This is a genomic window from Streptomyces alboniger (genome assembly GCF_008704395.1).
Lineage (GTDB): Bacteria > Actinomycetota > Actinomycetes > Streptomycetales > Streptomycetaceae > Streptomyces > Streptomyces alboniger.
Map to the genome: position 1 here is coordinate 3,463,609 of NZ_CP023695.1, position 24,478 is coordinate 3,488,086.

23 protein-coding genes are annotated in these 24,478 nt (G+C 72.7%); 9 read left to right on the top strand and 14 right to left on the bottom strand.

What is annotated here, in order from left to right; translation table 11 throughout:
* Nucleotides 1–25: 25 nt before the first annotated feature.
* Nucleotides 26–1,027, bottom strand: coding sequence for a hypothetical protein (locus tag CP975_RS15150; protein WP_150476994.1), 1,002 nt, complete (start codon nt 1,025–1,027; stop codon nt 26–28).
* An 83-nt stretch (nt 1,028–1,110) separates the two neighbouring features.
* Between CP975_RS15150 and CP975_RS15155 the strand changes: the two genes are divergently transcribed.
* Nucleotides 1,111–1,725, top strand: a complete 615-nt coding sequence (locus CP975_RS15155) for a flavin reductase family protein (RefSeq protein ID WP_150476995.1) — start codon at nt 1,111–1,113, stop codon at nt 1,723–1,725.
* Here the strand turns inward: CP975_RS15155 and CP975_RS15160 are convergent.
* A complete protein-coding gene (locus CP975_RS15160; protein ID WP_055536520.1) occupies nt 1,715–3,010 on the bottom strand; it encodes an MFS transporter in 1,296 nt (431 codons plus the stop codon). The genes CP975_RS15155 and CP975_RS15160 overlap by 11 nt on opposite strands.
* 167 nt (nt 3,011–3,177) lie before the next feature.
* On the opposite strand from CP975_RS15160, the gene CP975_RS15165 reads away from it, so the two are divergent.
* Nucleotides 3,178–4,128, top strand: a complete 951-nt coding sequence (locus CP975_RS15165; RefSeq protein WP_246201777.1) for a GlxA family transcriptional regulator — start codon at nt 3,178–3,180, stop codon at nt 4,126–4,128.
* Between the two features lie 50 nt (nt 4,129–4,178).
* Here the strand turns inward: CP975_RS15165 and CP975_RS15170 are convergent, their stop codons facing one another.
* From CP975_RS15170 to CP975_RS15180, 3 genes are read right to left on the bottom strand one after another with little or no spacing between them, the layout of a single operon-like run.
* A complete protein-coding gene (locus CP975_RS15170; protein WP_055536471.1) occupies nt 4,179–5,228 on the bottom strand; it encodes a Zn-dependent alcohol dehydrogenase in 1,050 nt (349 codons plus the stop codon).
* Nucleotides 5,229–5,242: 14 nt separating this feature from the next.
* Nucleotides 5,243–6,463, bottom strand: coding sequence for an acyl-CoA dehydrogenase family protein (locus CP975_RS15175; RefSeq protein WP_150476997.1), 1,221 nt, complete (start codon nt 6,461–6,463; stop codon nt 5,243–5,245).
* Between the two features lie 17 nt (nt 6,464–6,480).
* Nucleotides 6,481–7,392 (bottom strand): SDR family oxidoreductase, encoded by a 912-nt coding sequence (locus CP975_RS15180; protein ID WP_055535992.1) that lies wholly within the window; start codon nt 7,390–7,392, stop codon nt 6,481–6,483.
* Between the two features lie 83 nt (nt 7,393–7,475).
* Here CP975_RS15180 and CP975_RS15185 point away from each other — a divergent pair, with 83 nt between their 5' ends.
* Complete coding sequence (locus CP975_RS15185) at nt 7,476–8,402, top strand: cyclase family protein (protein WP_055535993.1); 927 nt, start codon at nt 7,476–7,478, stop codon at nt 8,400–8,402.
* A 366-nt stretch (nt 8,403–8,768) separates the two neighbouring features.
* On the opposite strand, the gene CP975_RS15190 is transcribed toward CP975_RS15185, so the two are convergent.
* The 3 genes from CP975_RS15190 to CP975_RS15200 form a co-directional block, all read right to left on the bottom strand.
* Complete coding sequence (locus CP975_RS15190) at nt 8,769–9,257, bottom strand: ATP-binding protein (protein WP_055535994.1); 489 nt, start codon at nt 9,255–9,257, stop codon at nt 8,769–8,771.
* Nucleotides 9,258–9,646: 389 nt separating this feature from the next.
* A complete protein-coding gene (locus tag CP975_RS15195) occupies nt 9,647–10,498 on the bottom strand; it encodes an acyl-CoA dehydrogenase family protein (RefSeq protein WP_055535995.1) in 852 nt (283 codons plus the stop codon).
* A gap of 8 nt (nt 10,499–10,506) precedes the next feature.
* A complete protein-coding gene (locus tag CP975_RS15200) occupies nt 10,507–11,649 on the bottom strand; it encodes an acyl-CoA dehydrogenase family protein (RefSeq protein ID WP_055535996.1) in 1,143 nt (380 codons plus the stop codon).
* Nucleotides 11,650–11,816: 167 nt separating this feature from the next.
* Here CP975_RS15200 and CP975_RS15205 point away from each other — a divergent pair, with 167 nt between their 5' ends.
* Nucleotides 11,817–13,406 (top strand): class I adenylate-forming enzyme family protein, encoded by a 1,590-nt coding sequence (locus CP975_RS15205; protein WP_055535997.1) that lies wholly within the window; start codon nt 11,817–11,819, stop codon nt 13,404–13,406.
* A gap of 18 nt (nt 13,407–13,424) precedes the next feature.
* Here the strand turns inward: CP975_RS15205 and CP975_RS15210 are convergent, their stop codons facing one another.
* Nucleotides 13,425–13,937, bottom strand: coding sequence for an EF-hand domain-containing protein (locus CP975_RS15210; protein WP_055535998.1), 513 nt, complete (start codon nt 13,935–13,937; stop codon nt 13,425–13,427).
* Between the two features lie 203 nt (nt 13,938–14,140).
* Here CP975_RS15210 and CP975_RS15215 point away from each other — a divergent pair, with 203 nt between their 5' ends.
* Complete coding sequence (locus CP975_RS15215) at nt 14,141–14,572, top strand: hypothetical protein (RefSeq protein WP_246201527.1); 432 nt, start codon at nt 14,141–14,143, stop codon at nt 14,570–14,572.
* A 14-nt stretch (nt 14,573–14,586) separates the two neighbouring features.
* Here the strand turns inward: CP975_RS15215 and CP975_RS15220 are convergent, their stop codons facing one another.
* On the bottom strand, nt 14,587–14,961 hold the full coding sequence (locus CP975_RS15220) for an STAS domain-containing protein (RefSeq protein ID WP_055535999.1): 375 nt from the start codon (nt 14,959–14,961) through the stop codon (nt 14,587–14,589).
* 314 nt (nt 14,962–15,275) lie between these two features.
* Between CP975_RS15220 and CP975_RS15225 the strand changes: the two genes are divergently transcribed.
* On the top strand, nt 15,276–15,869 hold the full coding sequence (locus CP975_RS15225) for a sigma-70 family RNA polymerase sigma factor (RefSeq protein WP_055536000.1): 594 nt from the start codon (nt 15,276–15,278) through the stop codon (nt 15,867–15,869).
* Nucleotides 15,866–17,212 carry a zf-HC2 domain-containing protein gene (locus CP975_RS15230; protein ID WP_055536001.1) on the top strand — a complete coding sequence of 449 codons (1,347 nt, stop codon included), beginning with the start codon at nt 15,866–15,868 and terminating at the stop codon, nt 17,210–17,212. The genes CP975_RS15225 and CP975_RS15230 overlap by 4 nt, the downstream gene beginning before the upstream one ends.
* A 101-nt stretch (nt 17,213–17,313) precedes the next feature.
* On the opposite strand, the gene purU is transcribed toward CP975_RS15230, so the two are convergent.
* Together purU and CP975_RS15240 are read right to left on the bottom strand one after the other, a co-directional pair.
* The gene (gene purU, locus CP975_RS15235; RefSeq protein ID WP_055536002.1) at nt 17,314–18,207 is read right to left on the bottom strand and encodes a formyltetrahydrofolate deformylase; all 894 of its coding nucleotides are present in this window, start codon (nt 18,205–18,207) and stop codon (nt 17,314–17,316) included.
* A 53-nt stretch (nt 18,208–18,260) separates the two neighbouring features.
* The gene (locus CP975_RS15240) at nt 18,261–18,761 is read right to left on the bottom strand and encodes an SCO4402 family protein (protein ID WP_078594392.1); all 501 of its coding nucleotides are present in this window, start codon (nt 18,759–18,761) and stop codon (nt 18,261–18,263) included.
* A gap of 118 nt (nt 18,762–18,879) precedes the next feature.
* Here CP975_RS15240 and CP975_RS15245 point away from each other — a divergent pair, with 118 nt between their 5' ends.
* Entirely contained in the window at nt 18,880–20,151 is a 1,272-nt protein-coding gene (locus CP975_RS15245; RefSeq protein ID WP_150476999.1) for an ABC transporter substrate-binding protein, read from the top strand.
* 38 nt (nt 20,152–20,189) lie between these two features.
* Here CP975_RS15245 and CP975_RS15250 read toward each other — a convergent pair whose 3' ends face one another.
* Complete coding sequence (locus CP975_RS15250) at nt 20,190–21,824, bottom strand: hypothetical protein (RefSeq protein ID WP_150477000.1); 1,635 nt, start codon at nt 21,822–21,824, stop codon at nt 20,190–20,192.
* A gap of 156 nt (nt 21,825–21,980) precedes the next feature.
* On the bottom strand, nt 21,981–23,369 hold the full coding sequence (locus CP975_RS15255) for an NsdA family TPR-like regulatory protein (protein WP_055534597.1): 1,389 nt from the start codon (nt 23,367–23,369) through the stop codon (nt 21,981–21,983).
* A 335-nt stretch (nt 23,370–23,704) separates the two neighbouring features.
* Between CP975_RS15255 and CP975_RS15260 the strand changes: the two genes are divergently transcribed.
* A complete protein-coding gene (locus CP975_RS15260; protein ID WP_055534595.1) occupies nt 23,705–24,364 on the top strand; it encodes a bifunctional DNA primase/polymerase in 660 nt (219 codons plus the stop codon).
* Nucleotides 24,365–24,478: the final 114 nt, after the last annotated feature.

The following is a 24,478-nucleotide window of genomic DNA, read 5'->3' on the forward strand; positions in this document are numbered from 1 at the left end:
CCCGCCCGCCCTACGGAGGCCCCCGTCAGCCGCCCTCCCGCACCAGCTTCTCGATGTCCTGCGAGTCCGGGTCACCGAACAGCACGAACAGTTCGGGACGCGACTCCGTGCCGCCGACGGTCCACGTCTGTTCGTGACCGCCGCAGCCCTCCGCCTCCAGGACGACGGCCGGGCGTCCGCCGTAGGGGGCGTTGCCCACCGTCCAGGTGCCGGTGCCGTCACAGCGGGGCCGCCGCTCCCGGGCGCCGGACGAGTCGTACGAGCTTCCGGTCCCGCCCTCGTACGGAATGCTGTCCAGCTCCGCGCCCCCGCCCTCCCGCAGCCGCAGCACGGCCCCCTCGTCCCGCTCGCCCCGCCACACGCCGGACAGCTGCTCGACGGACAGCTGTGGGGGCTCGTACTCCTTGATGAGGCCCGTCGCCGTGCCCACGAGGGCCGCACCGATGACCGTCACGCTCAGGCCGAGCGAGGCGAGCCCCGACAGGAGCCACACCTTCCGCAGAGGCCTGCCGAGGCGTTCCTCGCGCCGTCGGCAGTACGCGGTGTTCAGGACGGGCAGCACGCCGCTCGCCGCGATCCACAGCGCGGGCCCGGCGAAGGAGGTGCCCAGCGCGGCGAGACAGGCAGCCCACGCGGCGCCGGCCGGCAACAGGCAGACAAGCGACCAGGCCCACTCCCGGTTGACGGCGGGAGCGCGGCCGAGGCGAGCGGCGATCGTGCGCCCCAGCCAGGACGCCGGGAGCGTGAGGGCCGCGGAGTGCAGCAGGCCGACGACCGGCAGCAGGAGCGGACCGAAGAGGAGGAAACAGGCCAGACCGAGAGCGGGGCCGCCCGCCCCGTAGCTGTCGTCGTCGATCGACAGCGTGAACGCCACCGCGCCCGCCACCGGCAACTGCGCCGCGCTCGCCGCCGCGGCGGCCCGCAACCGGCTGCCGCCCCAGGCGCCCCAGTCACTCCCCCCGCCGCCCCGCGGTGCGTTCCCCTTGGCGTACCCCTTGACGCTCCCTCTCGCGTTCCCCCAGCTCATGAGGCCGAAGATACGCGTGGGGCGGGAGGGCCCGGCCCCCGCCCTTCCCATCTGACGATCCGTCAGCTTCAATGGTCCTTGTGATGGGACACGCGGGAATGGCGGCCGCCGCCGTTCGATACCTCAGGTCGGTCGGGGCGCCCACCACGGGCCCCCTGGAAGCTCTGCCCCGCCCGGAGCTGCGGGCCGTCCGCGACGACGAGCGGGCGCCGCTCGACCCGGTCGAGTTCCGGCGGGTACTGGGGAACTTCGCGACCGGTGTCACCGTGATCACGGCGCCGCCCTCCGAGGACGGCGGCGCACCCGCCGGCTTCGCCTGCCAGTCGTTCTCGTCGCTCTCCCTCGACCCGCCCCTGGTCTCCTTCATGGTGGCGCGTACGTCGACGACGTGGCCCCGCATCGCGCGCGCGGGCGTCTTCTGCGTCAACGTCCTCGGCGCCGACCAGGGCGACCTCTGCCGCGGCTTCGCGGTGAGCGGCGCCGACAAGTTCGCCGGGGTGCCCTACGACGCGGCGCCAGCGACCGGCTCCCCGCGCCTGGCCGGTGCCCCCGCCTGGATCGACTGCACCCTCCACGCCGTGCACACCGGCGGCGACCACCTCATCGTCGTGGGCAGGGTGGACGCGCTCGGCACCACCGACGGCGACACCGAGCCGCTGCTCTTCCACAAGGGCACCTTCGGCCGCTTCACGCGCTGACCGTCTCGCGCCGCCGGATCACCAGCGCCATCAGCGCCGCAGCCGCGCACAGCGCCCCGGAGGCGTACCAGATCACGTCGTACGACCCGAAGACGTCCCGCGCGACACCCCCGGCGAACGCCACGACCGCCGCGCCCACCTGGTGCGAGGCCAGGACCCAGCCGAAGACGATCGCGCTGTCGTCGCCGTAGTGCTCGCGGCACAGGGCGAGGGTCGGCGGGACGGTCGCGACCCAGTCCAGGCCGTAGAAGACGATGAAGAAAATCATCGGCGGGTGCACGTTCGGGGCGAGCAGGATCGGCAGGAAGAGCAGCGAGACGCCGCGCAGCGCGTAGTAGACGGCGAGCAGGCGCCGCGCGTCGAAGCGGTCCGTGAACCAGCCCGACGCGATCGTGCCCACGATGTCGAAGACACCGATGACGGCGAGCAGTGAGGCGGCGGCCGTGATGGGCATGCCGTGGTCGTGCGCGGCGGGCACGAAATGGGTCTGGATCAGGCCGTTCGTCGAGGCCCCGCAGATCGCGAAGCTGCCCGCGAGCAGCCAGAACGGGCCGGTGCGGGCCGCCTTGAAGAGCACGGTCATCGTGCGCCTGGCGGCCCCCGTGACGGGCGGCGGCTTCGCGACGAACTCCTTGGCGCCGTAAGGCTTGAGGCCCACGTCCGCCGGGTGGTCGCGCAGCAGCAGCCATACGAAGGGGACGACGACCAGGGCCGCGAGCGCGACCGTCACGGCGGCCGGCCGCCACTTGTAGTTGTCGACGATCCAGGCGAGCAGCGGCAGGAAGACCAGCTGGCCGGAGGCGGAGGCGGCCGTGAGGATGCCGGTGACCAGGCCGCGCCGCTCGGTGAACCACCGGTTGGTGACGGTGGCGGCGAAGGCGAGCGCCATCGAACCGGAGCCGAGCCCGACGAGCAGCCCCCAGCACAGCAGCAGCTGCCACGCGGAGTTCATCCACACGGTGAGGCCGGACCCGAGGGCGATCACGATCAGGGCGACGGCGACGACCCTGCGGATGCCGAAGCGGTCCATCAGCGCGGCGGCGAACGGCGCGGTGAGCCCGTACAGCGCGAGGTTGACGGAGACCGCGAGCCCGATGGTCCCGCGCGACCAGCCGAAATCGTCGTGCAGCGGGTCGATGAGCAGACTCGGCAGGGAGCGGAAGGCGGCGGCGCCGATGATCGTCACAAAGGTGACGGCGGCGACGAACCACGCGCGGTGGATACGGGGAGTACGGCGACGGGGGGCCGGGGCGGTCCCCACGGGCGGCTCGGTTGTCTGGATCACGTCGACCAGGATCCGCTCGGAGATGACCCGGAACGAGTGGCCCGAGGGACACGGTTCGCTAGGATCGGGCCATGGCCGATTCCGAGGGATCGCACGCCCGCCCCTCCCCACTTCCGCAGCCGCCCCTGCCACCCCAGCCGCGCCCGCACCGCGTCGCCGTCCTCGCCATGGACGGCGTGATCCCCTTCGAACTGGGCATCCCGCAGCGGATCTTCGGCCTGGCGCGCGATGCCGAGGGACGCCCGCTGTACGAGGTCGTGACCTGCTCGGTCCGGCCGCCTGGCCCGGTCCGCTCGGACGCCGACTTCGCGATCCTGGTCGAACACGGCCCCGAGGCGCTGGCCACCGCGGACACGGTCGTCGTCCCCGCGTCGTACGAACTGGGCCCGGTCTACGAGGAGGGGCGTCTCACCGACGAGCTGGCCGCCGCGTTCGCCCGCATCAGGCCGGGCACCCGCCTGGTCTCGATCTGCACGGGCGGATACGTCCTGGCCGCCGCCGGTCTCCTCGACGGCCGCCCGGCGACCACGCACTGGGCCTCGGCCACCCACTTCCAGGAGCTGTTCCCGCGGATCAGGGTCGACGCGGACGTGCTGTTCATCGACGACGGCGACATCCTCACGTCGGCGGGTGTCGCCGCGGGCGTCGACCTCTGCATCCATCTCGTACGCCGTGACCAGGGCGCCGCGGTCGCCAACGACGTGGCCCGCCGGACCGTCGTGCCGCCCCACCGCGACGGCGGCCAGGCCCAGTACATCCAGCGCCCCGTCCCCGAACCGCAGTTGGCGACCACGCGGTCGGCCAGGGCGTGGGCGCTCGACCGCCTCGACGAGCCGCTGCGCCTGCACGACATGGCCGCGCAGGAGGCCATGTCCGTACGCACGTTCACGCGACGCTTCCGTGAGGAGGTCGGCGTCAGCCCCGGCCAGTGGCTGACGCAGCAACGCGTCGACCGGGCGCGGCACTTGCTGGAGTCCAGCGACCTCTCCGTCGACCGGATCGCGCGTGAGGCGGGCTTCGGCACGGCCCAGTCGATGCGCCAGCACCTCCAGGCGGTGCTCGGCGTCACCCCCACCACCTACCGGCGTACGTTCCGCGCGGTCGCCGCCACCGGGTGAGGCGGCGCCCTCGCCCGCCGGCGCCGGCGGCACACCGGGGCGTCAGTACCTCAGAACGTCAGCACCGCCCTTGCCACCCGCCCCGCCCCCGCGTCCGCCATCGCCTTCCCGAAGTCCTCCAGCGCGTACGTGTCCGTCACCAGCTCGTCCAGCATCAACCGCCCGGCCCGGTACATCTCCGCGTACAGCGCGAAATCCCGCTGCGGCCGCGAACTCCCGTACCGGCACCCCAGGACCGCCTTGTCCAGGAACAGGGAGGCCACCACGAACGACGCCTCCGCCGTCGCCCCCGGCATCCCGAGCAGCACCGCCTGCCCGTGCCGGCCCAGGAGGTCGATCGCCTCCCGCACCAGCGAGGTCCGCCCCACGCACTCAAACGCGTGGTCGACGCCCTGGGGCAGGACCTCCCTGACCCCTTCCGTGGCCGGGAAGAAGTGTGTGGCGCCGAACCGCCGGGCCATCGCCTCCTTCTCGGGGTTCGCGTCGACGGCGACGACGGTCCCGGCCCCCGCGATCCGCGCCCCCTGCAACACGTTGAGCCCGATGCCCCCCGTCCCGATGACGGCCACCGAGTCCCCGGGGCCGACCTCGGCCCGGTTGAGGACCGCCCCCACCCCCGTGACCACCGCACACCCGATCAGCGCGGCGGACGTCAACGGAATGTCGTCCGGGATCCTCACGGCCTGCACGGCCTTGACGAGGGTGCGTTCGGCGAAGGCGGAGTTGGCCGCGAACTGGTACACCGGCTCGCCGCGCCGCGAGAACGGCTGGTCGGGCATGCCGATCGCCTTGCGGCACATGGTCGGCCACCCCCGCGCGCACTCGGCGCAGGACCCGCAGTTCGCGATGGTGGACAGCGCCACGTGATCCCCGGGAGCCACATGCGTCACCCCGGCCCCCACCGCCTCCACGACGCCCGCGCCCTCGTGCCCCAGCACCACCGGCAGCGGGAACGGAATGGTCCCGTCGATCACGGACAGATCGCTGTGGCACAGCCCGGCGGCGGCGACGCCGACCAGCACCTCCCCGGGCCCCGGGGCACGGATGTCCAGATCGTCCACGACCTCGACCCGCTGCCCGTCAAATACGACGCCCCTCATGACGCACGCACCCCTCACCGAGGCCCCCTGGCCTCTCTCGGCAGGCCGAGTACTCGCTCGGCGATGATGTTGCGCTGAACCTCGTCCGCGCCGCCGTAGATGGTGTCGGCGCGGGTGAACAGGGCGAGCCGCTGCGTCGGATCCAGCTCGTACGGGGCGTCCGGCCGCCAGTCCGAGGGCCCGACGGCGCCCGCGGCCCCCCGCACCTCCAGGGCCAGCTCACCGAGCCGCTGATGCCACCGCCCCCACAGCAGCTTCGCCACGCTCGGCGCGCCCGGCAGCACACCGGCCCCCGAACCCCCCAGCGTCCGCAGCGCGTTCCACCGCATGATCCGCAGGTCGGCCCACTGCCGCACAAGCCGCTCGCGCACCACGGCGTCCCGCACCGCCCCGAAGTCGACCGCCTCACGCACGACCTGCGCCAACTCCTCGGCGAAACCGATCTGCTGGGCGAGTGTCGAGACCCCGCGCTCGAACCCGAGCAGGCCCATGGCGACCCGCCAGCCCTCCCCGAGGCCGCCCACCACATGCGCGGCACGCGCGCGTGCACCGTCGAAGAAGACCTCGTTGAACTCGCTGGTGCCGGTCATCTGGCGGATGGGCCGCACCTCGACGCGTCCGGGCTGGTCCATGGGCACCAGCAGCAGTGAGAGCCCGCGATGCCCCCGGGAGCCCTCCTCCGTCCGCGCCAGCACGAAGCACCAGTCGGCTTCGCGCGCCAAGGAGGTCCAGATCTTCTGCCCGGTGACGAGCAGGGACTCCCCGTCCCGCACGGCCCGCGTCCGCACCCCCGCCAGGTCCGACCCCGCCCCCGGCTCGCTGTACCCCTGACACCACAGCGCCTCGCCCCGCGCGATCGGCGGCAGGAACTCGTCCCGCTGCTCCTGACTGCCGTACGCCAGGAGCGTCGGCGCGAGCAGGTTCTCGCCGATGTGGCCGCAGCGGCCGGGCGCACGCGCGCGGGCGTACTCCTCGGCCCAGACGACCTGCTGGGTGAGCGTGGCCCGCCGGTTGCCGTACGCGTCGCTGCTCCAGCCGAGACCGATCCATCCGCCGCGCCCCAACACGCGCTCCCAGGCGCGACGCTGGGCCGTCCCCCCGTGGCGGCCACAGTGCTCGCCGCCAAGGCCGCCACGCCCACGCGCGCGGGCGTGGTCCCCGGTGAGGTGCTCGGCGAGCCAGCCGCGCGCCTCGGCGCGGAACGCCTCGTCCTCGGGCCCGAAAGCGAAGTCCACCGCCCGCCCCTTCCCGTCTACGCGTTCGGACGCGTCTGGTCGGCCGCCGCCTTGGCCATGGCCTCCAGCTGGGCCAGCAGCGGCATGGGGTCGGTGCCGACCGTCCCCGGCAGGAAGTCCGCGATCTTCTCCGGGGTCCAGGCCCCGTCCGCGTATCCGGCGCGCAGCTCACGCGGCTGCGCCCATACGGCGATCTTGGGCCCGGCGACCGTGTAGACCTGCCCGGTGATGCTCTCGGCACGGGCCCGGTCGCTGAGCAGGTACGTGACGAGCGCGGCGACGTCCTCCGGCTCCCCGTTCTCCTTCAGCTCCATCGGTACGTTCGCCGACATCCGCGTGCGGGCGACCGGGGCCACGGCGTTGGCCGTCACCCCGTACTTGTGCAGGCCGAGCGCGGCACTGCGCACGAGCGAGATGATCCCGCCCTTCGCCGCGCTGTAGTTGGCCTGCGCGACGGATCCCTGGTGGTTGCCGCTGGTGAACCCTATGAGGGTGCCCGAACCCTGCTTGCGCATCACCGCGGAGGCGGCCCGGAACACGGTGAACGTGCCCTTCAGATGCGTGGCGAGGACCGGGTCCCACTCCTCCTCGGACATGTTGAACAGCATCCGCTCGCGCAGGATCCCCGCGACGCACACCACCCCGTCGACGCGCCCGTACTCGGCGAGCGCGACGTCGACGACCCGCTGTCCGCCCGCCATGGTGGAGATGTCGTCCGCGACGGCGACGGCCTCCCCGCCCGCGGCCCGGATCTCCTTGACGACGGCGTCCGCCACCTCACTGGCCGGCTCGCCGCCCGCCACGGAGACGCCGTAGTCGTTGACGACGACCTTCGCCCCCTCGGCCGCCGCGGCGAGCGCGACGGCCCTGCCGATGCCGCGCCCGGCGCCGGTGACGGCCACCGCCTTGCCTGCCAAGAAGTTCCCCACGCCGGCCCCTTCCCGTGGTTTCTGACGCCCCGTTAGATTCTATGGCCCGTCGGACACGTCAAGACAAGCCCCGCGGAGGACTCATGTCACTGCCGGCCGAGTTCCACGACATCGCCAACCGCGTGAACAACTGGGGCCGCTGGGGCGCCGAGGACGAGAGAGGCACGCTGAACCTCATCACCGACGACGTCGTACGGGCGGCCGCCGCCGAGGTCCGCTCCGGGCACCGCGTCCCGCTCGCGCTGCCCCTCAAGGAGGACGGCGTGCAGACGGGCCTGATCCCGGGCCGCGTGAACCCCCTGCACACGATGGTGCAGATCAACCACGAGCTGTTCGGCCCCGGTACGGTCGCCACCAGCGACGACGCGGTGACGATGGGCCTCCAGACCGCCACCCACTGGGACGCCCTCACGCACGCCTCGCACTCCGGGAGGATCTACAACGGCCGCCCCGCAGACAGCATCACGGCCCACGCGGGAGCGCGGTTCAGCGGCATCGACAAGGCGCGGCACGTCGTCTCGCGCGGGGTCCTGCTGGACGTCGCGCGCGCCAAGGGCCTCGAACGCCTTCCGGGAGATCGCGCGGTGACACCCGAAGACCTTGACGAGGCCGCGGAGTTCGGGGGTGTCGCGGTCCGCTCGGGAGACATCGTCCTCGTGCGCACGGGGCAGATCCAGGTCTATCTGGCGGGCGACAAACACGCGTACGGCCATCCGTCGCCCGGCCTGTCGCTGCGTACGCCCGAGTGGTTCCACGCCCGGGACGTGGCCGCGGTCGCCAACGACACGCTGACCTTCGAGATCTTCCCCCCGGAGACCGAGAACCTGTGGCTGCCCGTGCACGCGCTGGATCTGGTCGAGATGGGGATGCTGCAAGGCCAGAACTGGGATCTCGAAAAGTTGTCCACAGCCTGTGCAGAAGTTTCCCGCTACGCCTTCCTGCTCTCCGCCATGCCCGAGCCGTTCGTCGGCGGAACGGGGACGCCCGTGGCACCGGTCGCCGTGCTGTGAGCCCTGGGACCCCTGCCCCCCGGACGGCGGCGCGTCAGCTTCCGCCCCGAGCGCGATGCCACGCGCCGCCATCCGGCTCGGCGCTCGACAGTGCCCCTCGTGACCCCGAGGGGACCGACGCCGAAATCGCGACCCACATCTCGTCAAGGACCTCCGTCACCGAGCGCCCTCGACGTCCCCTCGCGGCGAATCGCTGCACACAAGCGTGATCAATCGGACACGCCACGTCAACACCCTGCCGGGGATTAGTGGCCAATGCCCCTTTTGTCCAACCCGCGCACGGGTGCGCGCATCGTGGCACACGACGGCGCATCCGGGCTCAGAGCCCGACGCGGGCTGCCGGGGAGGGGCACTTCCGTACGCCGGTCAGACGGCTTCGTACGCCACGTCGGCATCGGCGTCGCTGTCGCCGTAGGACACCCCGTCGAAGGTCACCGCGGCGACGCCGGGATCGCACCGGTCGACCTCGCACCAGATGCTCTTGCCGCCGCCCTCGGGCTGCCAGCCCCAGCGGTCGGCGAGGCCGTCGACCAGCTCCAGGCCGCGGCCGTTGGTGTCATCACCCTCGGCGTGCCGCTGCTTGGGCGGGCGGGCGCTGCGGTCGGCCACCTCGACCCGGACCGTGCCCGGGGTGTGGTCGGGGACGCCGGGGAGGAGCATGCGCAGGACGGCCGGACAGCCCGTGTGCACAACGGCGTTGGTGACCAGCTCGGAGATCAGCAGGATCAGCGTCTCGGCCACCGGCTCGTCGACCTCTATGCCCGAGCCCGCCAGACGCGAACGGGCCCACCGCCTGGCCCGCCCCACCTCCGCGGGGTCGGCCCCGACCTCCAGCTGAACTTGAAGCACCTGCACCGCTCACACCATCCGAACCGGCGGACACATCGCCTCGCGCCTCCACGGGGTCACGGAACGTGATCCCCTTGGGAGACAGCATGATTGACGTTCAGTCACCCCAACAAGCGCTTCGGGCATATTCCAGCGCGAAGGAGTACGCGTGCTGCATACTGTGCGACGCGTGCCGCGGGGGGTCGAACAGGCGGGCCCGAGACCCGGTCCTGCGTCGCGAGCGGCGCGCATTGCCGGGCCCGGAGGCGCCTCAGGGGCGACACCGGGATGGCTCAGCCTCAGAACCACTCGCATCTGACACAAGGTACCCGAGGCGGGCGCCGACTCCGCGCCGTGACGAGTCACACGTAGGACACAACCCGATATCAACGCTCCGTAGTCTCACGGTCGCGCGGTTACAGAGCGGAGGCGAGCGCCTCCTCCGCCTCGTCGGCCACCTGTCCGAGCCGCGCCCGCACCCAGGCCCGTTTGAGGTGCAGATGCACATCGGCCTCCCAGGTGAACCCCATGCCGCCGTGCACTTGCAGACAGTCGCGCGCGTTGCGTACGGCGGCGTCGTCGGCCAGCAGCTTGGCACCGGCCGCCTCCAGCGCGTCCCCGGTCACGGCGGCGGCGTAGACCGCGGCACGGGCGACCTCGGCGCGTACCAGCATCTGCGCGCAGAGGTGCTTCACGGCCTGGAACGCCCCGATGGGCTGCCCGAACTGTTCGCGCTCACGCGCGTATTGCACGGCCGTCTCGCAGGTCCGGACGGCGCTGCCGAGCTGCTCGGCGGCGTGCAGGAGCACCCCCCGGCCGGGGCGGGGCGCGCCCGGTACGCGATGCAGCGGCGTCAACGGATCGACCGATCGCAGGGGGACGGCTCCGGTGACGTCGCCCTGGACGACGTCCGCCTCCTCCAGCCACGGGACCAGGGTGCCGTCGACCGCCGTCACGACGGCCTCCCCCGTCCCGGCACCCACCACCTCGCCCGCCGCGAGGAACGTCGCCACGGCGGGCCCCGGGAGCAGCACCCGCCCCGCTTCCTCGAAGGCGAGTACGGCCTCCGGCGGCCCGAGCCCGACGCCGCCGCGGTCCTCGGGCAGGGCGAGGGAGAAGAAGCCCGCCTCCCCCAGCTCCCGCCACAGGCCCCGGTCGATCCGGCCGGCGGTGTCACGCAAGGAGGCCCGCGAGGAAAGGCGCCCCTCCAGCAGCTCCCGCACCCCCGTACGCAACGCCCGCTGGTCATCCGTCAGTTGGAAATCCATACGGACCGTCACCGCCCCTTCGGGAGGCCGAGGATCCGCTCGGCCACGATGTTCTGCTGGATCTGCGAGGTCCCCGCGGCGATCGTGTACGCCAGGGAGGACAGCCGGTCCAGGGTCCATTCGTGCCCGAGGTCGAGCGCGTCCTCGCCGAGCACGTGCGCGGCGGCGTCGTACAGCTCCTGGCGTGCGTGCGAGTACCGCAGCTTGAACACCGAGCCACCCGCTCCGGGCACACCGCCGGTCCGCTGCGCCTCGCTCACGTTCCACTGCGTGAGCCGCCACAGCGCCGAGAACTCCGCGGCGAGGCGTCCGAGCCGGCGGCGCAGCGCGGGGTCGTCCCAGCGGCCGTTCCTACGGGCCTCACGCGCGATCTCGCCGAGCACGCGACGGCAGGCCACCACCTCGCCCACGAAGGCGGTGCCCCGCTCGTAGGAGAGGGTCACCATGGTCACGCGCCAGCCGTCGTTCTCGTCCCCCACGCGGTGGGCCACCGGGACCCGCACCTCGTCGAGGAACATCTCGGCGAACTCCGTCGAGCCCGCGAGGGTCCGCAGCGGGCGCACGGTGATCCCGGGGGCGTCCATCGGCATCGCGAGCCAGGTGATGCCCCGGTGCTTCGGCACGGCCTCGCTCACCGGTGTCGTACGCACGAGGAGTTCGCACCAGTCGGCGACCTCCGCGTGGGAGGTCCAGATCTTGGACCCGCTCACTACGTAGTGGTCGCCGTCGCGCCACGCGCGTGTGCGCAGCGACGCGAGGTCGGAGCCCGCGTCGGGTTCGCTGAAGCCCTGGCACCACACCTCCTCGCCGCGCAGCACGGGCGGCAGCCATCGGGCGCGCTGTTCCGGCGTGCCTTCGGAGGCGATGGTCGGCCCCGCGTGGAGCAGGCCCACGAAGTTGGCGCCCACATAGGGGGCGCCCGCCTTCTCCGTCTCCTCCAGGAAGATCAGCCGCTGGGTGGGGGACGCGTCCCAGTGCACGTGGCCGTATCCCGCGTCGTACAGGGTGCGCTGCCACGCGGTGTCGTACGCGCGCCGTCCGGGCCAGTCGTGGGGAGAGGGCCTGTCGGGGAGCTTCAAGAGCGCCGTCGCGAGCCATTCCCGCAGGACCGCCCGGAAGGCTTCCTCCTCCTCGGTGTACGTGAGGTCCACACGCGTCCCCTCCGCGGTCTCTCCGGCCACACCCGAGACCTGATGGCCCGTCAGGCAGCAGGCTAGCGCCGCGCCTCTGGACCGACAAGGCGCCGGGACTTACGCTCTCCGCACGATCTGACGGCTCATCAGTTACTGGCCCGACCGTCCCGACCCGAGGGGATCGCATGGGGACTTCGCAGCACGAGCCCTCGCAAGGGTGTGACGGGACCGCGTACGAACTGGCCGCCTCCCGCACCCTCTGGGAGCTGATCGAGCGCCGCGCGGCCCTCACTCCCGACGCGCCCGTCCTCATCCAGGCCGCCGCCGACCCCGCCGACGACCGCACGCTCACCTTCGGCGGCCTGCGCGAGCGCGCCGAACGCGTCGCGGCCGGCCTCTACGGCATGGGCGTGCGCCCCGGCACCGTCGTCGCCTGGCAGCTGCCCACGCGCGTGGAGACGGCCCTGCTCTCCTTTGCCCTCGCGCGCGTGGGGGCCGTCCAGTCGCCGGTCATCCCCTTCTACCGCGACCGCGAAGCAGGCTTCGCGCTGCGGGAGTCGGGGGCGGAGTTCTTCGCGGTGCCCGGTGTGTGGCGCGGCTTCGACCACACGGAGATGGCCCGGCGGCTCGGCGCCGCAGGAGTCTTCGAGGCGTACGACGACCTGCCCGAAGCCGACCCGTCCGTCCTGCCACCGCCGCCCTCCGAGGGCACGTCCGTGCGCTGGATCTACTGGACGTCGGGCACCACGTCCGACCCCAAGGGCGTGCGCCACACGGACCGTTCACTGATCGCGGGCGGCTCGTGCCTGGCCCACGCCCTGCGTCCGAAGGCGACGGACGTCGGCTCGATGGCGTTCCCCTTCGCGCACATCGCGGGCCCCGACTACACGGTGATGCTGCTCCTGTACGGCTTCCCCGCGGTGATGTTCGAGCACTTCGCGCTGCCGGACGCGCTCGACGGCTACCGGCGGCACGGCGTGAGCGTGGCGGGCGGTTCGACGGCCTTCTACTCGATGTTCCTCGCCGAGCAGCGCAAGCGGCCGGCGGGCGAGAAGGTCATCCCGACCCTGCGGCTCCTGGCGGGCGGCGGGGCCCCCAAGCCGCCGGAGATCTACCACGCCGTCGTACGCGAGCTGGGCTGTCAGCTCACCCACGGGTACGGCATGACCGAGGTCCCGATGATCACCATGGGCGACCCGGACGACACGGCGGAGAACCTGTCGACGACCGAGGGGCGGCCCCCGGCCGGCATGGAGATCCGCGTCACGGGCCCCGACGGCGAGGAGCTGCCCCCGGAGACGGACGGCGAGATCCGGCTGCGCGGCGAGGCCGTCTGCAAGGGGTACGTCGACCCGGACCAGAGCGACGCCGCCTTCGACGCCGAGGGTTTCCTGCTCACCGGCGACCTCGGCCACCTCAGGAAGAGCGGCCATCTGGTGCTCACCGGGCGGGCGAAGGACATCATCATCCGCAAGGGCGAGAACATCTCGGCCAAGGAGATCGAGGACCTGCTCCACCGGCATCCGGCCGTGCAGGACGCGGCGGTCGTCGGCCTGCCGGACCCCGAACGCGGGGAACGGCTCTGCGCGGTCGTCGAACAGCGCGCGGGAACCGAGCCGTTGACCCTGGACGAGGTCACCTCGTATCTGCGCGGGGAAGGCCTCTCCCCCTACAAGCTGCCGGAACAGCTGGAGGTCGTCGAGGCGCTTCCCCGCAACGAGACACTGCGCAAGGTCCTCAAGTACAAACTGAGGGAGCGCTTCTCACCGGCGTAGAGCCCACGTCGGCGGCCCTCACTCGGGAACCGTGAAGTACTCCGCGAAGGCCGTCACGATCTCCTGCTCGGCCACCTTGCCGTCGCCGTCCGCGTCGAGGGCGCCCGCCGTCGCCGCGGCGGTGTCCTCGGGCACGCCGAGCGCCTTGAGCGCCCGCTCGACCTCACCAGGGGCGACCGCCCCGTCGCCGTCGGCGTCGGCGATCCCGATCGCCGCGTGCAGAAAGGGCCGCGCGATCTCGGCGAACCGCTCGGGGCTGTCCCGCAGCCGCTTCACCGCGCCGCCCACGAACTCGTCCCGGGTGATCCGCTGATCCCCGTCGCGGTCCGCGATTCCGGCCATGCCCTGCCAGAACGCCTCGGCGCCGATGTAGAGCGCCTGCCCCTTGTCGGACCGCGCCGTCGCGCCGAACTCCTTGCACAGGGCTGCCGCCGCCGTGCTGAAGTCCTCACGGGAGATGTACTTGTTGCCGTCCTGGTCGAAGGTGGCGAACCGGGCCGCGATCTTACGCTCGTACTCGGCACTGTCCATGGTCTTCGGGCCGCCTCACTTCCGCGGTTGGGTGCAGTTCAGGGGGTGGGTACCCCGGCAGCGAGCGTACGTCGTCGCAGGCCGCCCGGAAGCCGGAAAGCACCGCTTGTGGCAAGACCGCCCAAATTCCGGGACAAGGGTGTGGCACGGGGACGATGTGCTGCACTGTGCGCGTGGAAGCGGTTGCGGCGAGTGTCATAGCGGTGTTGGGAACTCTCCTGGGCGCGGGCATCACCCACGCCTTCCAGCGCAAGGCGATCGAACGGACGGAGGAGTTCACCCGCGGCGAGAAGCTGCGGCAGGAGCGGATCGACGCCTACTGCGCGTACGCGGGCGCGCTGGTCAACTACCGGCGGGTCCTGGTCGACCGCTGGTTCAGCAGGCACGAGAACCGCCCCGAGGACGGCGAGGAGGCACGCTTCCGCTCCTACGAGATGCGGTCCGAGGCCCAGGAGGCGCTGTTCCGTGTGCAGTTGCTCACCAGCGACGCCGAACTGGTGCGGCTGGCCTGGGAGACGCTCGACCAGGTCGCCGACGTGCACAGGGCCGACGACCGCGACGAACTGGCGGAGCGGCGCCGCGTCTCCCGGGACGCGATCAACGCCTTCGTGGCGGCGGCCCAGCGGCAGGTGTGACTTCCTGGGCCGGTTCAGGCGGAGAGCGGGGTCGCCTTTTCGTCGAGGGCCGCCACGACGTCCGGGTAGACCTCGAAGAGCCTGCGTACGCCGAGGGCGGCGAGGACGCGGTTGACGTGCGAGCCGTCGACGGCGCCCTGCGCGGGCAGGATCAGCCGCAGCCGGCCCTGGCAGGAGCGGATCAGACGGCGCGTGGCGATCAGCACGCCGACACCGCTGGAGTCGCAGAACAGCACGTCGGAGAGGTCGAGGACGACGCTGCGGCGGCCGTCCGCCACCGCGTCGTGCACGCGCTGGCGCAGCACGGGTGAGGTCAGCAGGTCCATCTCGCCGGACACGCGCAGCACGGCCCAGCCGGACTCCTCGCCCACCACCACCTTGAGCGTCACGCGCCATGCCTCCCGCTCGCCATGCCCGTCCCGCCCGTCCGGAGTGCCCCGGCGCCCGGAGTGATCCGGAAGCGGTCCTTACGCTTCGTTCTGCTGCGGCTGCCCCACCGCCCTCCCATGAAACACCAAGGGTCCGCCGTCAATATCATCCGGTGTCGGCCCGGGCTCGCGCTTTGCCATAAACAGGAGCCCGCTGTCAGTGCCGCCGACTACATTCGAGGGATAGTCAGAAACAGGCGGTACCGTCGAAGGACAGGTCCGAAGCACAGGTCCGAAGCACAGGGCAGGGCAAGGCAAGCGCACGAGGGGGCCGCATGCCGAAGGACGCGCCGCGGCGCTGGGACCGCCGGATGCAGCAGCGGCTCGCGCACGGGGAGGCCGCCGCGCTCGGCGAGCTGTACGACCGCTTCGCCTCGCTCGTGCACGGCCTCGCCCACCGGGTCCTCGGCGACGAGTGCGCCGCCGACCGCATCACCCGCGAGGTCTTCTCCCACGTCTGGGAGAACCCCGACGCGTACGACCCCCGGCAGGGCCCCCTGCGCTCCTGGATCGCCACGCTCACCCACCAGCGGGCCGTCCGCAGGCTCCGCCAGACCGAGTCCGCCGCCCTCGCCCTCGGCGGCGAGGGCACCCCGGAGGACCTGGAGCGCAAGGTCCGCCGCGCCTCGGCCGCGGCCCGCGCCGACTACATCGTGACGGCCATGCCGACCCCGCTGCGCAAAGCCCTGGAGCTGGCGTACTTCCAGCGGCGTGACTACCGCCAGACGGCGGCCGACCTCGGCGTGACCGAGGACGAGGCCCGGCGCAGGCTCCGCCTCGGCCTCCAGCTCCTTTCGACGGCCCACGACACCGCGGACCCCTCCGCGAGCCCGGCCCCCGGCCCGCCCGGATACGGGACAGCGCTGTGACCGGCTCCGACCGCCCCGAGCCGTACGAAGAGCCCGACGGCCCCGAAGGCCCCGGCCCCGCCGGGCAGCAGCGCGGTGCCCCGCGCATACCGCTGCCGCGCTCCTCCATAGAGGACACCGGCCTTCCCCTGCCCGACCCGGACCCGGACGCGATCACCTGGGAGGTGCCACCGCCTCCCCCGCCCGAGCCGCTCGTCCTGGAGCACCGCGTCCTGAAGTCCCTGCTCGGCGCCTGGGCGCTCGCCGCGTGCTCCGCGGCCGAGGCGACCGCCGTGGAGGAGCACCTGGGCGACTGCGGGCCCTGCGCGGAGGAGGCGCTGCGGCTGCGTGACGCCGTCGGCCTGCTGCACCCCGAGGAGAGCCTCGATCTCGACCCCGGGCTGCGCACCCGCGTCCTGGAGAGCTGCCTCGGCCGGCGCCCGCCGCGCATCCCGGTGCCCGAGTGGGCCGTGCCGTACGACGCGGAGAGCGCCCGCCTCGACGCCCTGCTGCGGGACATCGGCGACTCGGAGTGGCACGCTCCGGTGCGGCTGCGCTGGTTCGAGCAGGACGGCCCGGTGAACAGGAAGTCCACCGTCGCCGGGGTCATCGCGCATCTGCTTGCCGTCGACGGCCTGGTCGGGCTCGCCCTCGGCCTCGACGACCCGCTCGGACCGGGGACCGCGGGCCCGCAGCACCCCACCCGGCGCACCGAGGCGTACTGGCACGCCTCGCGCTTCCCGCCCACGCGCGCGGTGCGGGGCCCCTGGCGCGACCAGACGCACGAGATCGTCCGCACGGTGTCGTTCGCGGGCGACGGCTCGGGGCGGCTCCCCGTGCCGTACGGGACGGTGCCGGCCGCCGACCCGGCCGCCGGCGCCGAGACCGGGCAGAAGATCGAGCTGCCGCTGCGGGACGCCATGGTGGACCGCGCCTTCGAGTGCTGGATCCACGCGGGCGATATCGCCGAGGCCGTCGACTACCCCTACGACCCGCCCGCGCCCCGGCACCTCCACCACATGATCGCCCTCGCCGTCCGGCTGCTCCCCGGCACGCTGGCCGACCGCCGGCGCTCCGGGCTCGCCGCGCCGCCCCGCGGCCTGGTCGCGGCGGGCACGCCGGGCCGCACCCTGCGTCTGGAGATCGAGGGACTCGGCGGCGGCGAGTGGCTCATCCCGCTCGACTCACCGGCGGCGGTCGCCTCGGCGGACCGGGAGGTCGCGCATGTGGCCCTGGACGGCGTCGAGTTCTGCCGCCTCGCCGCGGGCCACGTCTCCCCGGTGGAAGCGGCCGCGGGCCAGGACGGCGACCGCGAGGCGATCCGGGACGTCCTGTTCGCGGCGGCCTCCCTGAGCAGGCTGTAGCCCCGGCGGCCGAGACGGGTGGGTGGATGGGCGGGCGGGAAGCTCGCCGCGCAGCGGCGCTCAGAAACCCACGACGGCCCGCACCCGGGCCACCCGCGGAGCTACGCGAAGACCACCGTCCGCCGCCCGTTCAGCAGAATCCTGCGCTCCGCGTGCCACTTCACGGCCCGCGCCAGCGCCTGGCACTCCACGTCACGGCCGATCGCGACCAGCTGGTCGGGGGTCACGCCGTGGCCCACCCGCTCGACCTCCTGCTCGATGATCGGCCCCTCGTCGAGGTCGGCTGTCACATAGTGCGCGGTGGCACCGATCAGCTTCACCCCGCGCGCGTGCGCCTGGTGATACGGCTTCGCGCCCTTGAAGCTCGGCAGGAACGAGTGGTGGATGTTGATGATCCGCCCGCTCAGCTCCTTGCACAGGTCGTCCGAGAGCACCTGCATATAGCGGGCCAGGACGACCAGCTCCACGCCCTCGGACCGCACGATCTCCAGCAGCTGCGCCTCGGCCTGCGGCTTGTTGTCCCGGGTCACCGGAATGTGGTGGAAGGGGATGTCGTACGAGGCGACCAGCTCGGCGAAGTCCGTGTGGTTGGAGACGACCGCGGCGATCTCCACCGGCAGCGCCCCGATCCGCGAACGGAACAGCAGGTCGTTCAGGCAGTGCCCGAACTTCGACACCAGCAGGACGACCCGCATCCGGTCCTCGGCACGGTGGATCTGCCACTCCATGTGGAAGGAGTCGCCGATCGCGGCGAAGCTCGCCCGCAGCTTGTCGACGGTCACCGGCGCCTCGGCGGAGAAGTGGACGCGCATGAAGAACAGCCCGGTGTCGTGGTCACCGAACTGCTGGCTGTCCTCGATGTTGCAGCCGGTCATGAAGAGGTAGCTCGACACGGCGTGCACGATGCCCTGCTTGTCGGGGCAGGAGAGGGTGAGGACGTACTGCTCAGCGGGAGCGGCGGAGGCGGCGGGGGCGGCGGCGGACTGCTCATTCATGCGGCCAAGGTTCCCATATGCGACGGGCGCCGCGGGCAGGCGTCCGGCCGGGCTCAGGCGGACCTGGTCAGGATCCGCAGCACCTCCAGCGTCCGCGGGGCCTCGTCGGGGTCCTCCCCGTCCCCAGCCGCGAGCCGCACGTGCGCGTCCCGCGCCGCCCGCACGGCGTCAGGCCAGCCCGGGTGCTCCAGGTAGACGGAGACCATCGCGTCGGGCCCGACCTCGTGCATGATCCGCAGGACCCGCAGCACGGCCGTGTCGACGAGCGCCGCCTCCTGCGGGTCGCGGAAAATCGTCCCGACGTATTTCTCCGCGGACCAGTTGTCCAGCCACGTGTCCTCGACCAGCCGGTACACGGCGTCGGTCACGTCCCCGTACTCCTCGCGCCCCGCGAGCCAGCACTCACGCTGGAAGTCGGGGTCGGAGAGCATGTGCAGCGCCGAGCGCACGTTGCTGCGCCAGCGCCACCACGGCATGTCATTGGTCGGCATGCCGCCCATGGTGCTGGAGCGACGGCCGCGACGGGAAGAGTTCTCCGAACCTTGCACGGTCATCGATCGTACGTTCCCACCTCATGCACTCGAATCGGCCCCCGCCCGTTCACCTTCATGTCACAGTCCGTTGAGAACGAGTCACTCCACGGTTGGCCCTCCAACGGCATCGTGCGGGGACATGACCGGCCGGCGACGCACCTTCCTCCCCCGCCCCTCCAAAACCGCGGTACTCGCCGCGGCAGCGGCGGCGTGTACGTCCCTGATAGCCGGGTGCGGGGTCATCCCTGGGACCACGGGGGGTTCCAGGGACGACCCCATCACCGTCATGACCTGGGCGCCCGAGAAGACCAAGGCCACCAACAAGCCGGGCGTCCCCGCGATGGCGCAGGCCTACGCGCGCTGGGTCAACGCGCACGGCGGCATCGACGGCCGCGAACTGAAGGTCCTCACCTGCAACGACCACAACGACCCGGTCGGTGCCGCCGACTGCGCCCGCGAGGCGGTCGACGAGGACGTGGTGGCCGTCGTCGGCGCCTACAGCCAGCACGGACGCTCCTTCCTCGCCCCGCTGGAACTGGCGGGCATCCCCTACATCGGCGGCTACGGCATCACCGACGACGAGTTCAGCAGCCCGCTGTCCTACCCCGTCAACGGCGGCGAACCGGCGCTCCTCGCGGGCAACGGCCGCCAGCTCGCCGCCCGCTGCGACCGCGTCGCCCTCGTCCGCCCCGACACCCTCGCCGGTGACGAGCTGCCCAAGCTGCTCAACTCCGGGCTCCGCGACGGCCACCACAAGCCCGTCGCCGACATCCGCGCCCCCGAGGACGGCACCGACCTGACCCCGCAGGCCGAGCAGGCCCTCAAGCACGCGGGCGCCGAGCACGGCTGTGTGACGGCCGCGCTCGGGGCCCGCACCGACACCTTCTACGACTCGTTCCGGCGCACCAAGGACGACTATCCGCCGGTACGGATCTCCTCCGTGCTCGGCAGCGTCGACCAGTCGCTCGTCGACCGCACCGGCGGCGCGAGCGGCCCCTACGAAGGGGCGTACGTCACCGGCTGGTACCCGCCCGCGAGCGACCCCCGCTGGTCCGAGATGCGCAAGGTCATCCGCGAGCAGGCGTTCGGCGACAACCGCGTCGACCCGGCCGACGCGGGCGTCCAGACGACGTGGATCGCGTACACCGTCCTGAAGCAGGTCGTCGAGTCGCTGGACGGCGGCGAGGTCTCGTCCCTCTCGCTGCGGCGCGCCCTCGACGGCGGCCTGCGCGTCGGGACGGGCGGCCTCACACCGACGCTGCGCTGGCGCTTCGAGGACCTGATCGCGGCCAGCGAGTTCCCGCGCCTGATCAACTCGGGCGTCACGTTCCAGGTCGTGCGGGACGGGAAGTTCGTCCCGGCGCGCAAGGGGTTCGTGGACGTGGAGCAGACGCTGGAGCAGTCCGCGTAAACCGCCCCGGCGGTTCACGCGGACCGTCCCGCCGGGACCTACAGCTGGGACTTCTCGCGCGTGGTCAGCCCGTACTTGCGGGCGATCGCGTTCCAGTGGTTGGCCGCCTGCTCCTTGGCGCTGGTCGCCTGGCCGCTCGCGCGGTTGCCCGCGCCCTGCTGCGGGGTGCTTCGGGCGTGGCCCTTCCTGCACCCCTTCTTGCCGGCCACCTGGTCCGCCCACGCGGCGTAGTGGTTGTCGGCTGACGCGGACGCCTTCCAGGCCCGGTTGAGGGACGAGGTCAGCAGGTCGTTGGCCGGGAGCTTGTCGACCTTCAGCCCGGCGAGGCGCGTGACCAGGCCGTTGCGCTGCTTGGCGGCGGCGCGCAGGTCGGTCGCCGACTGGCTCAGGTTCTGGCACTTGCCGACGTTGCGCACGGCGGCGATGACCATGTCACGGCTGTTGTTGCTGTCGGCGAGCAGCTTGTCCAGGGCGACCGCCTGCGCCTTGGCGGGGTCGGCGGTGGGTGAGGGCCGCTCGTCGGCGGGGGCGGGCGCGGAGACGGGCTTGCTGTCGTCCGCCTCCGCGTCGTCACCGCCGCCGGAGCTGAGGAGCGCGCCGGCGCCGACGCCGAGCACGGCGATGCCGACGCCGATCGCGGCGATGAGCGGCACCTTCGATCCGGTGCGGCTTCGGCGCCCGCCATGCCCGCCCCCGTGAGCGGGAGCAGCCGCGGGAGCCGGGGCGGGCGCGGCCGCGGGGGACTCGAAACGGGGCATCTGCTGCGTGGAGGCGGGGCCCTGTGCCCCGGCGTCCGGTTCGGTGCGGAAGAGGCTGTCGAACTCGGCGGGCGGCTGCCGGTCACCGGGGGCGCCGGGGCGGATGCCGTAGGGCGCGGCGCCCGGCTCGGGCGGCCCTCCGTGACCCGCGGGGCCGCTGCCGCCGGGGACGGGCGCGATGTACTGGGTGGGTTCGCTGTCGGACGCGGCGGCGGGCGTGGGGTCCTGGGCGCGACCGAGGAACTGCGTGGCGTCGGCGGCGGGAGCCTCGGGCGGCAGGGCCCCGGGTCCCACCGGGGGTATGTACTGCGTGGCCCCTTCGTCGGCACCGGCGGCGGGCACCGGCGCGATGTACTGCGTGGCCTCGGCGTCGGATCCGCCGACGCCGGGCATCGGGGCGCCGGGCGCGGCGACGGGGGGCAGCGGGGCGCCGCCCTGGCCGAGCGGCGGCAGAGGCATCCGCTGCCCGCCGTAAGAGGCGTCACCCTGGGCGGGCCGCTGGGGCTGCTCGGGGGACTGAGGGGCGTACCCCTGCTGACCGCTGTACCCCTGGCCCTCGTACGCACCATAGGAGGCACCAGTGCCGTACGAGGCATCCGTGCCGTACGGAGCATCCTGGCCGTACGAGGCGCCCGTGCCGTACGCGGCGCCCGCGCCCTCCGGGGGCAGCGGCATGGCCTGCGGCTGCTGGGTCTCCCACTGCCCGCCCCGGCCGCCCGGCGGCGGGCCGGCCGTCTCGGGCCCCCAGGGCTGGCCCCAGGGGGTGCCGCCCGCCGGGGTGGTCTCCCGGCCCGCGGTGCCGGGAAGCAGCGGTTCGCTGCCGTCCGCGGGCAGCACGACGCCCTCGTGGGCTGGCCGATCCGCGGGCTGCCGCGGATCGGAGGAAGCAGCGCCCTGACCGCTCTGCTGCGTCACCGGGACTCCTACGTATGGGGGACCTACGGAACCGTCGGCTCACGCTACCGGGTCCCCGCGGCCCTCTGCCACGCAGCTCGGAACAGCAGCTCATGCCCAGTGGCGGGAGTAACGAAACCTCCCGCCCGGACGCTGTACAACGCGCGCCCGCGCGCCTCACGCCGCCTGGACGTCGACCCGCGCCCCGAACTCCCTTACCACCGGCTCCTCCCGGTAGGGCTCAAGGCGCTGCTGGAAGTCCTCCAGGTACTCCGCGCCGCGGTTGGACCGCAGGGTGCCGAGGAGTTCGACGGCCTTCATGCCTGTGTGGCAGGCCTGTTCGACCTCGCGCCGCTGGACCTGTGCCGTGGCGAGCAGGACCAGACCGATCGCGCGGCGCCTGGCCCGCGTCTCCGGATGTCCGTCGAGGGACTCCTGCGCGCTGCGCGCCGCCGCGTCCGCCTGGCCCAAGTCCCGGTGACAATGCGCCATTTCATCGGCCAGATACGCATGGTCGAAGTGCCGGATCCACACCGGGTCGTCGCCCGAGTCCGCCTCGCCGGCGGCCCGGTCCATCGCCTCGATCGCCCGGCCCGCCACCACCTGCGTGGCCCGCGCGTCCCCGAGCAGCGCGTGCCCGCGCGCCTCGGCGGCGTAGAACATCGCCTCGGCGCGGGGCGTGACCCGCCCGCGCGTCCCCTCCTGCGCGGCCCGCGCCAACTGCGCGATCTCGCGCGGATTTCCGAGCTGGGCGGCGAGGTGGCTCATCGAGGCCGCGAGCACGTACCCGCCGTAGCCCCGGTCTCCGGCCGCCTGCGCGAGCCGCAGCGCCTGGATGTAGTAGCGCTGGGCGAGGCCCGGCTGGCCCGTGTCCACGGCCATGTAGCCCGCCAGCTCCGTCAACCGCGCGACGGCGGCGAACAGTTCACGCCCGACCGCTTCCCGGTAGGAGCCCGCGAGCAGCCCGGAGACCACGGAGTTGAGGTAGTGCACGACGACGGGACGGACATGCCCGCTGCCGTACTGGTGGTCGAGGCGGGTCAGCGCCTCCGTCATCGCCTTGACCGCCGCCACGTCCGCCATCCCGACGCGCGGCCCCGCGGTCCGTCCGACCTGCGGGTCGGTCGAGGAGATCAGCCAGTCGCGGCTGGGCTCGACGAGCGCGGAGGCGGCCACGGTCGAACCGGAGAGGAAGTCACGGCGGCCCACATCGCTGCGCCACAGCTCGCAGACCTGCTCGATGGCGCCGAGGACGGTCGGCGAGAACTGGAGCCCCACGCCCGAGGCGAGGTTCTTGCCGTTCGCCATGCCGATCTCGTCGATGGTGACGGTCCGGCCCAGCTTGCGGCCGAGTGCCTCCGCGATGATGCCGGGCGCCCGCCCGCGCGGCTGCTGCCCGCGCAGCCAGCGGGCCACCGACGTCTTGTCGTAGCGCAGATCGAGACCGTGCTCCGCGCCGCACATGTTGACCCGGCGGGCGAGACCGGCGTTGGAGCAGCCGGCTTCCTGGATGAGCGCTTGCAGCCGTTCGTTGGGCTGCCGTGCGACGAGTGGCCTGGCGGCCATGGCTTACCCCCTGTGTGCACCGTGGACCATCGGAGACAAGGCGGCCGCCGAGGCCGCCTCACGACGATCAATGCCCTTGGGGCAAGGCGAAGATGCGCCACGAAAGAGGCATAAGAAGCAATGAAGAACAACAAGTACTAAAATGTACGAATCTCCCCAGAGGCTTCCTCCGAGGCGCCTTCTGATTGCCCTTGAGCTGGCTACCCGCACATGGATGCCATTTCCCCTGCGCGCCCCCGGCCGTGCACCCATGCGCCCCGCTCGCAGGATCGATGCTCCTCCTCCGCCCTCGCGTGCGCCCGTAACCCGCGGTGGTGGCGGGAGTTGAGAACTCCGTGGAAGAGACCATCGGAGTCACGTCAGCCGCGCAGATCCCGAAGCAGCGCGGAGAAGCCTTGCTGGACACGGCCGTGCGATACGCGGAGGAGCGCCACTGGGACATCTTCCCCGGTACCTGGCTGGAGTCGGCCGAGGGCACCGAGCGCTGCTCGTGCGGCGACACCGCGTGCGCCTCACCCGGCGCACACCCGGCGCGCGAGGACTGGCCGACCCAGGCCACCGGCAGCGCGACCGTGGCCCGGCGGCTGTGGCAGAAGCAGCCCAAGGCGTCGATCCTGCTGCCCACCGGGCGTACGTTCGACGCGATCGACGTGCCCGAGACCGCCGGGTTCCTCGCCCTCGCCCGCATGGAACGCATGGAGCTGACGCTCGGCCCCGTGACCTGCACGCCGGACCGGCGCATGCAGTTCTTCGTACTCCCCGGCGCCACCGCCAAGGTGCCCGAACTCGTCCGCAAGCTCGGCTGGCCGCCCGCCGCCATCGACCTGGTCGCGCTCGGCGAGGGCACCTACGTGGCCGCTCCCCCGACCCGCTTCGGCGCCTCGGGCGCGGTCCAGTGGGCCTGCCGCCCGACCGCCGCCAACCGCTGGCTGCCGGACGTGGAGGAGATCATCTCGCCGTTGGCGTATGCGTGTGGCCGGGAGGCCCGGCGCTGAATCGCCCCAAAGGGGCGCGGGGAACTGCGCGACCAGCCACAACCCGGCCCGCAGGTCCCCGAGCACACAGAAGCCCCCGTATCGTGCGGGCACGGGGCAAGCTGTGACGGAGGG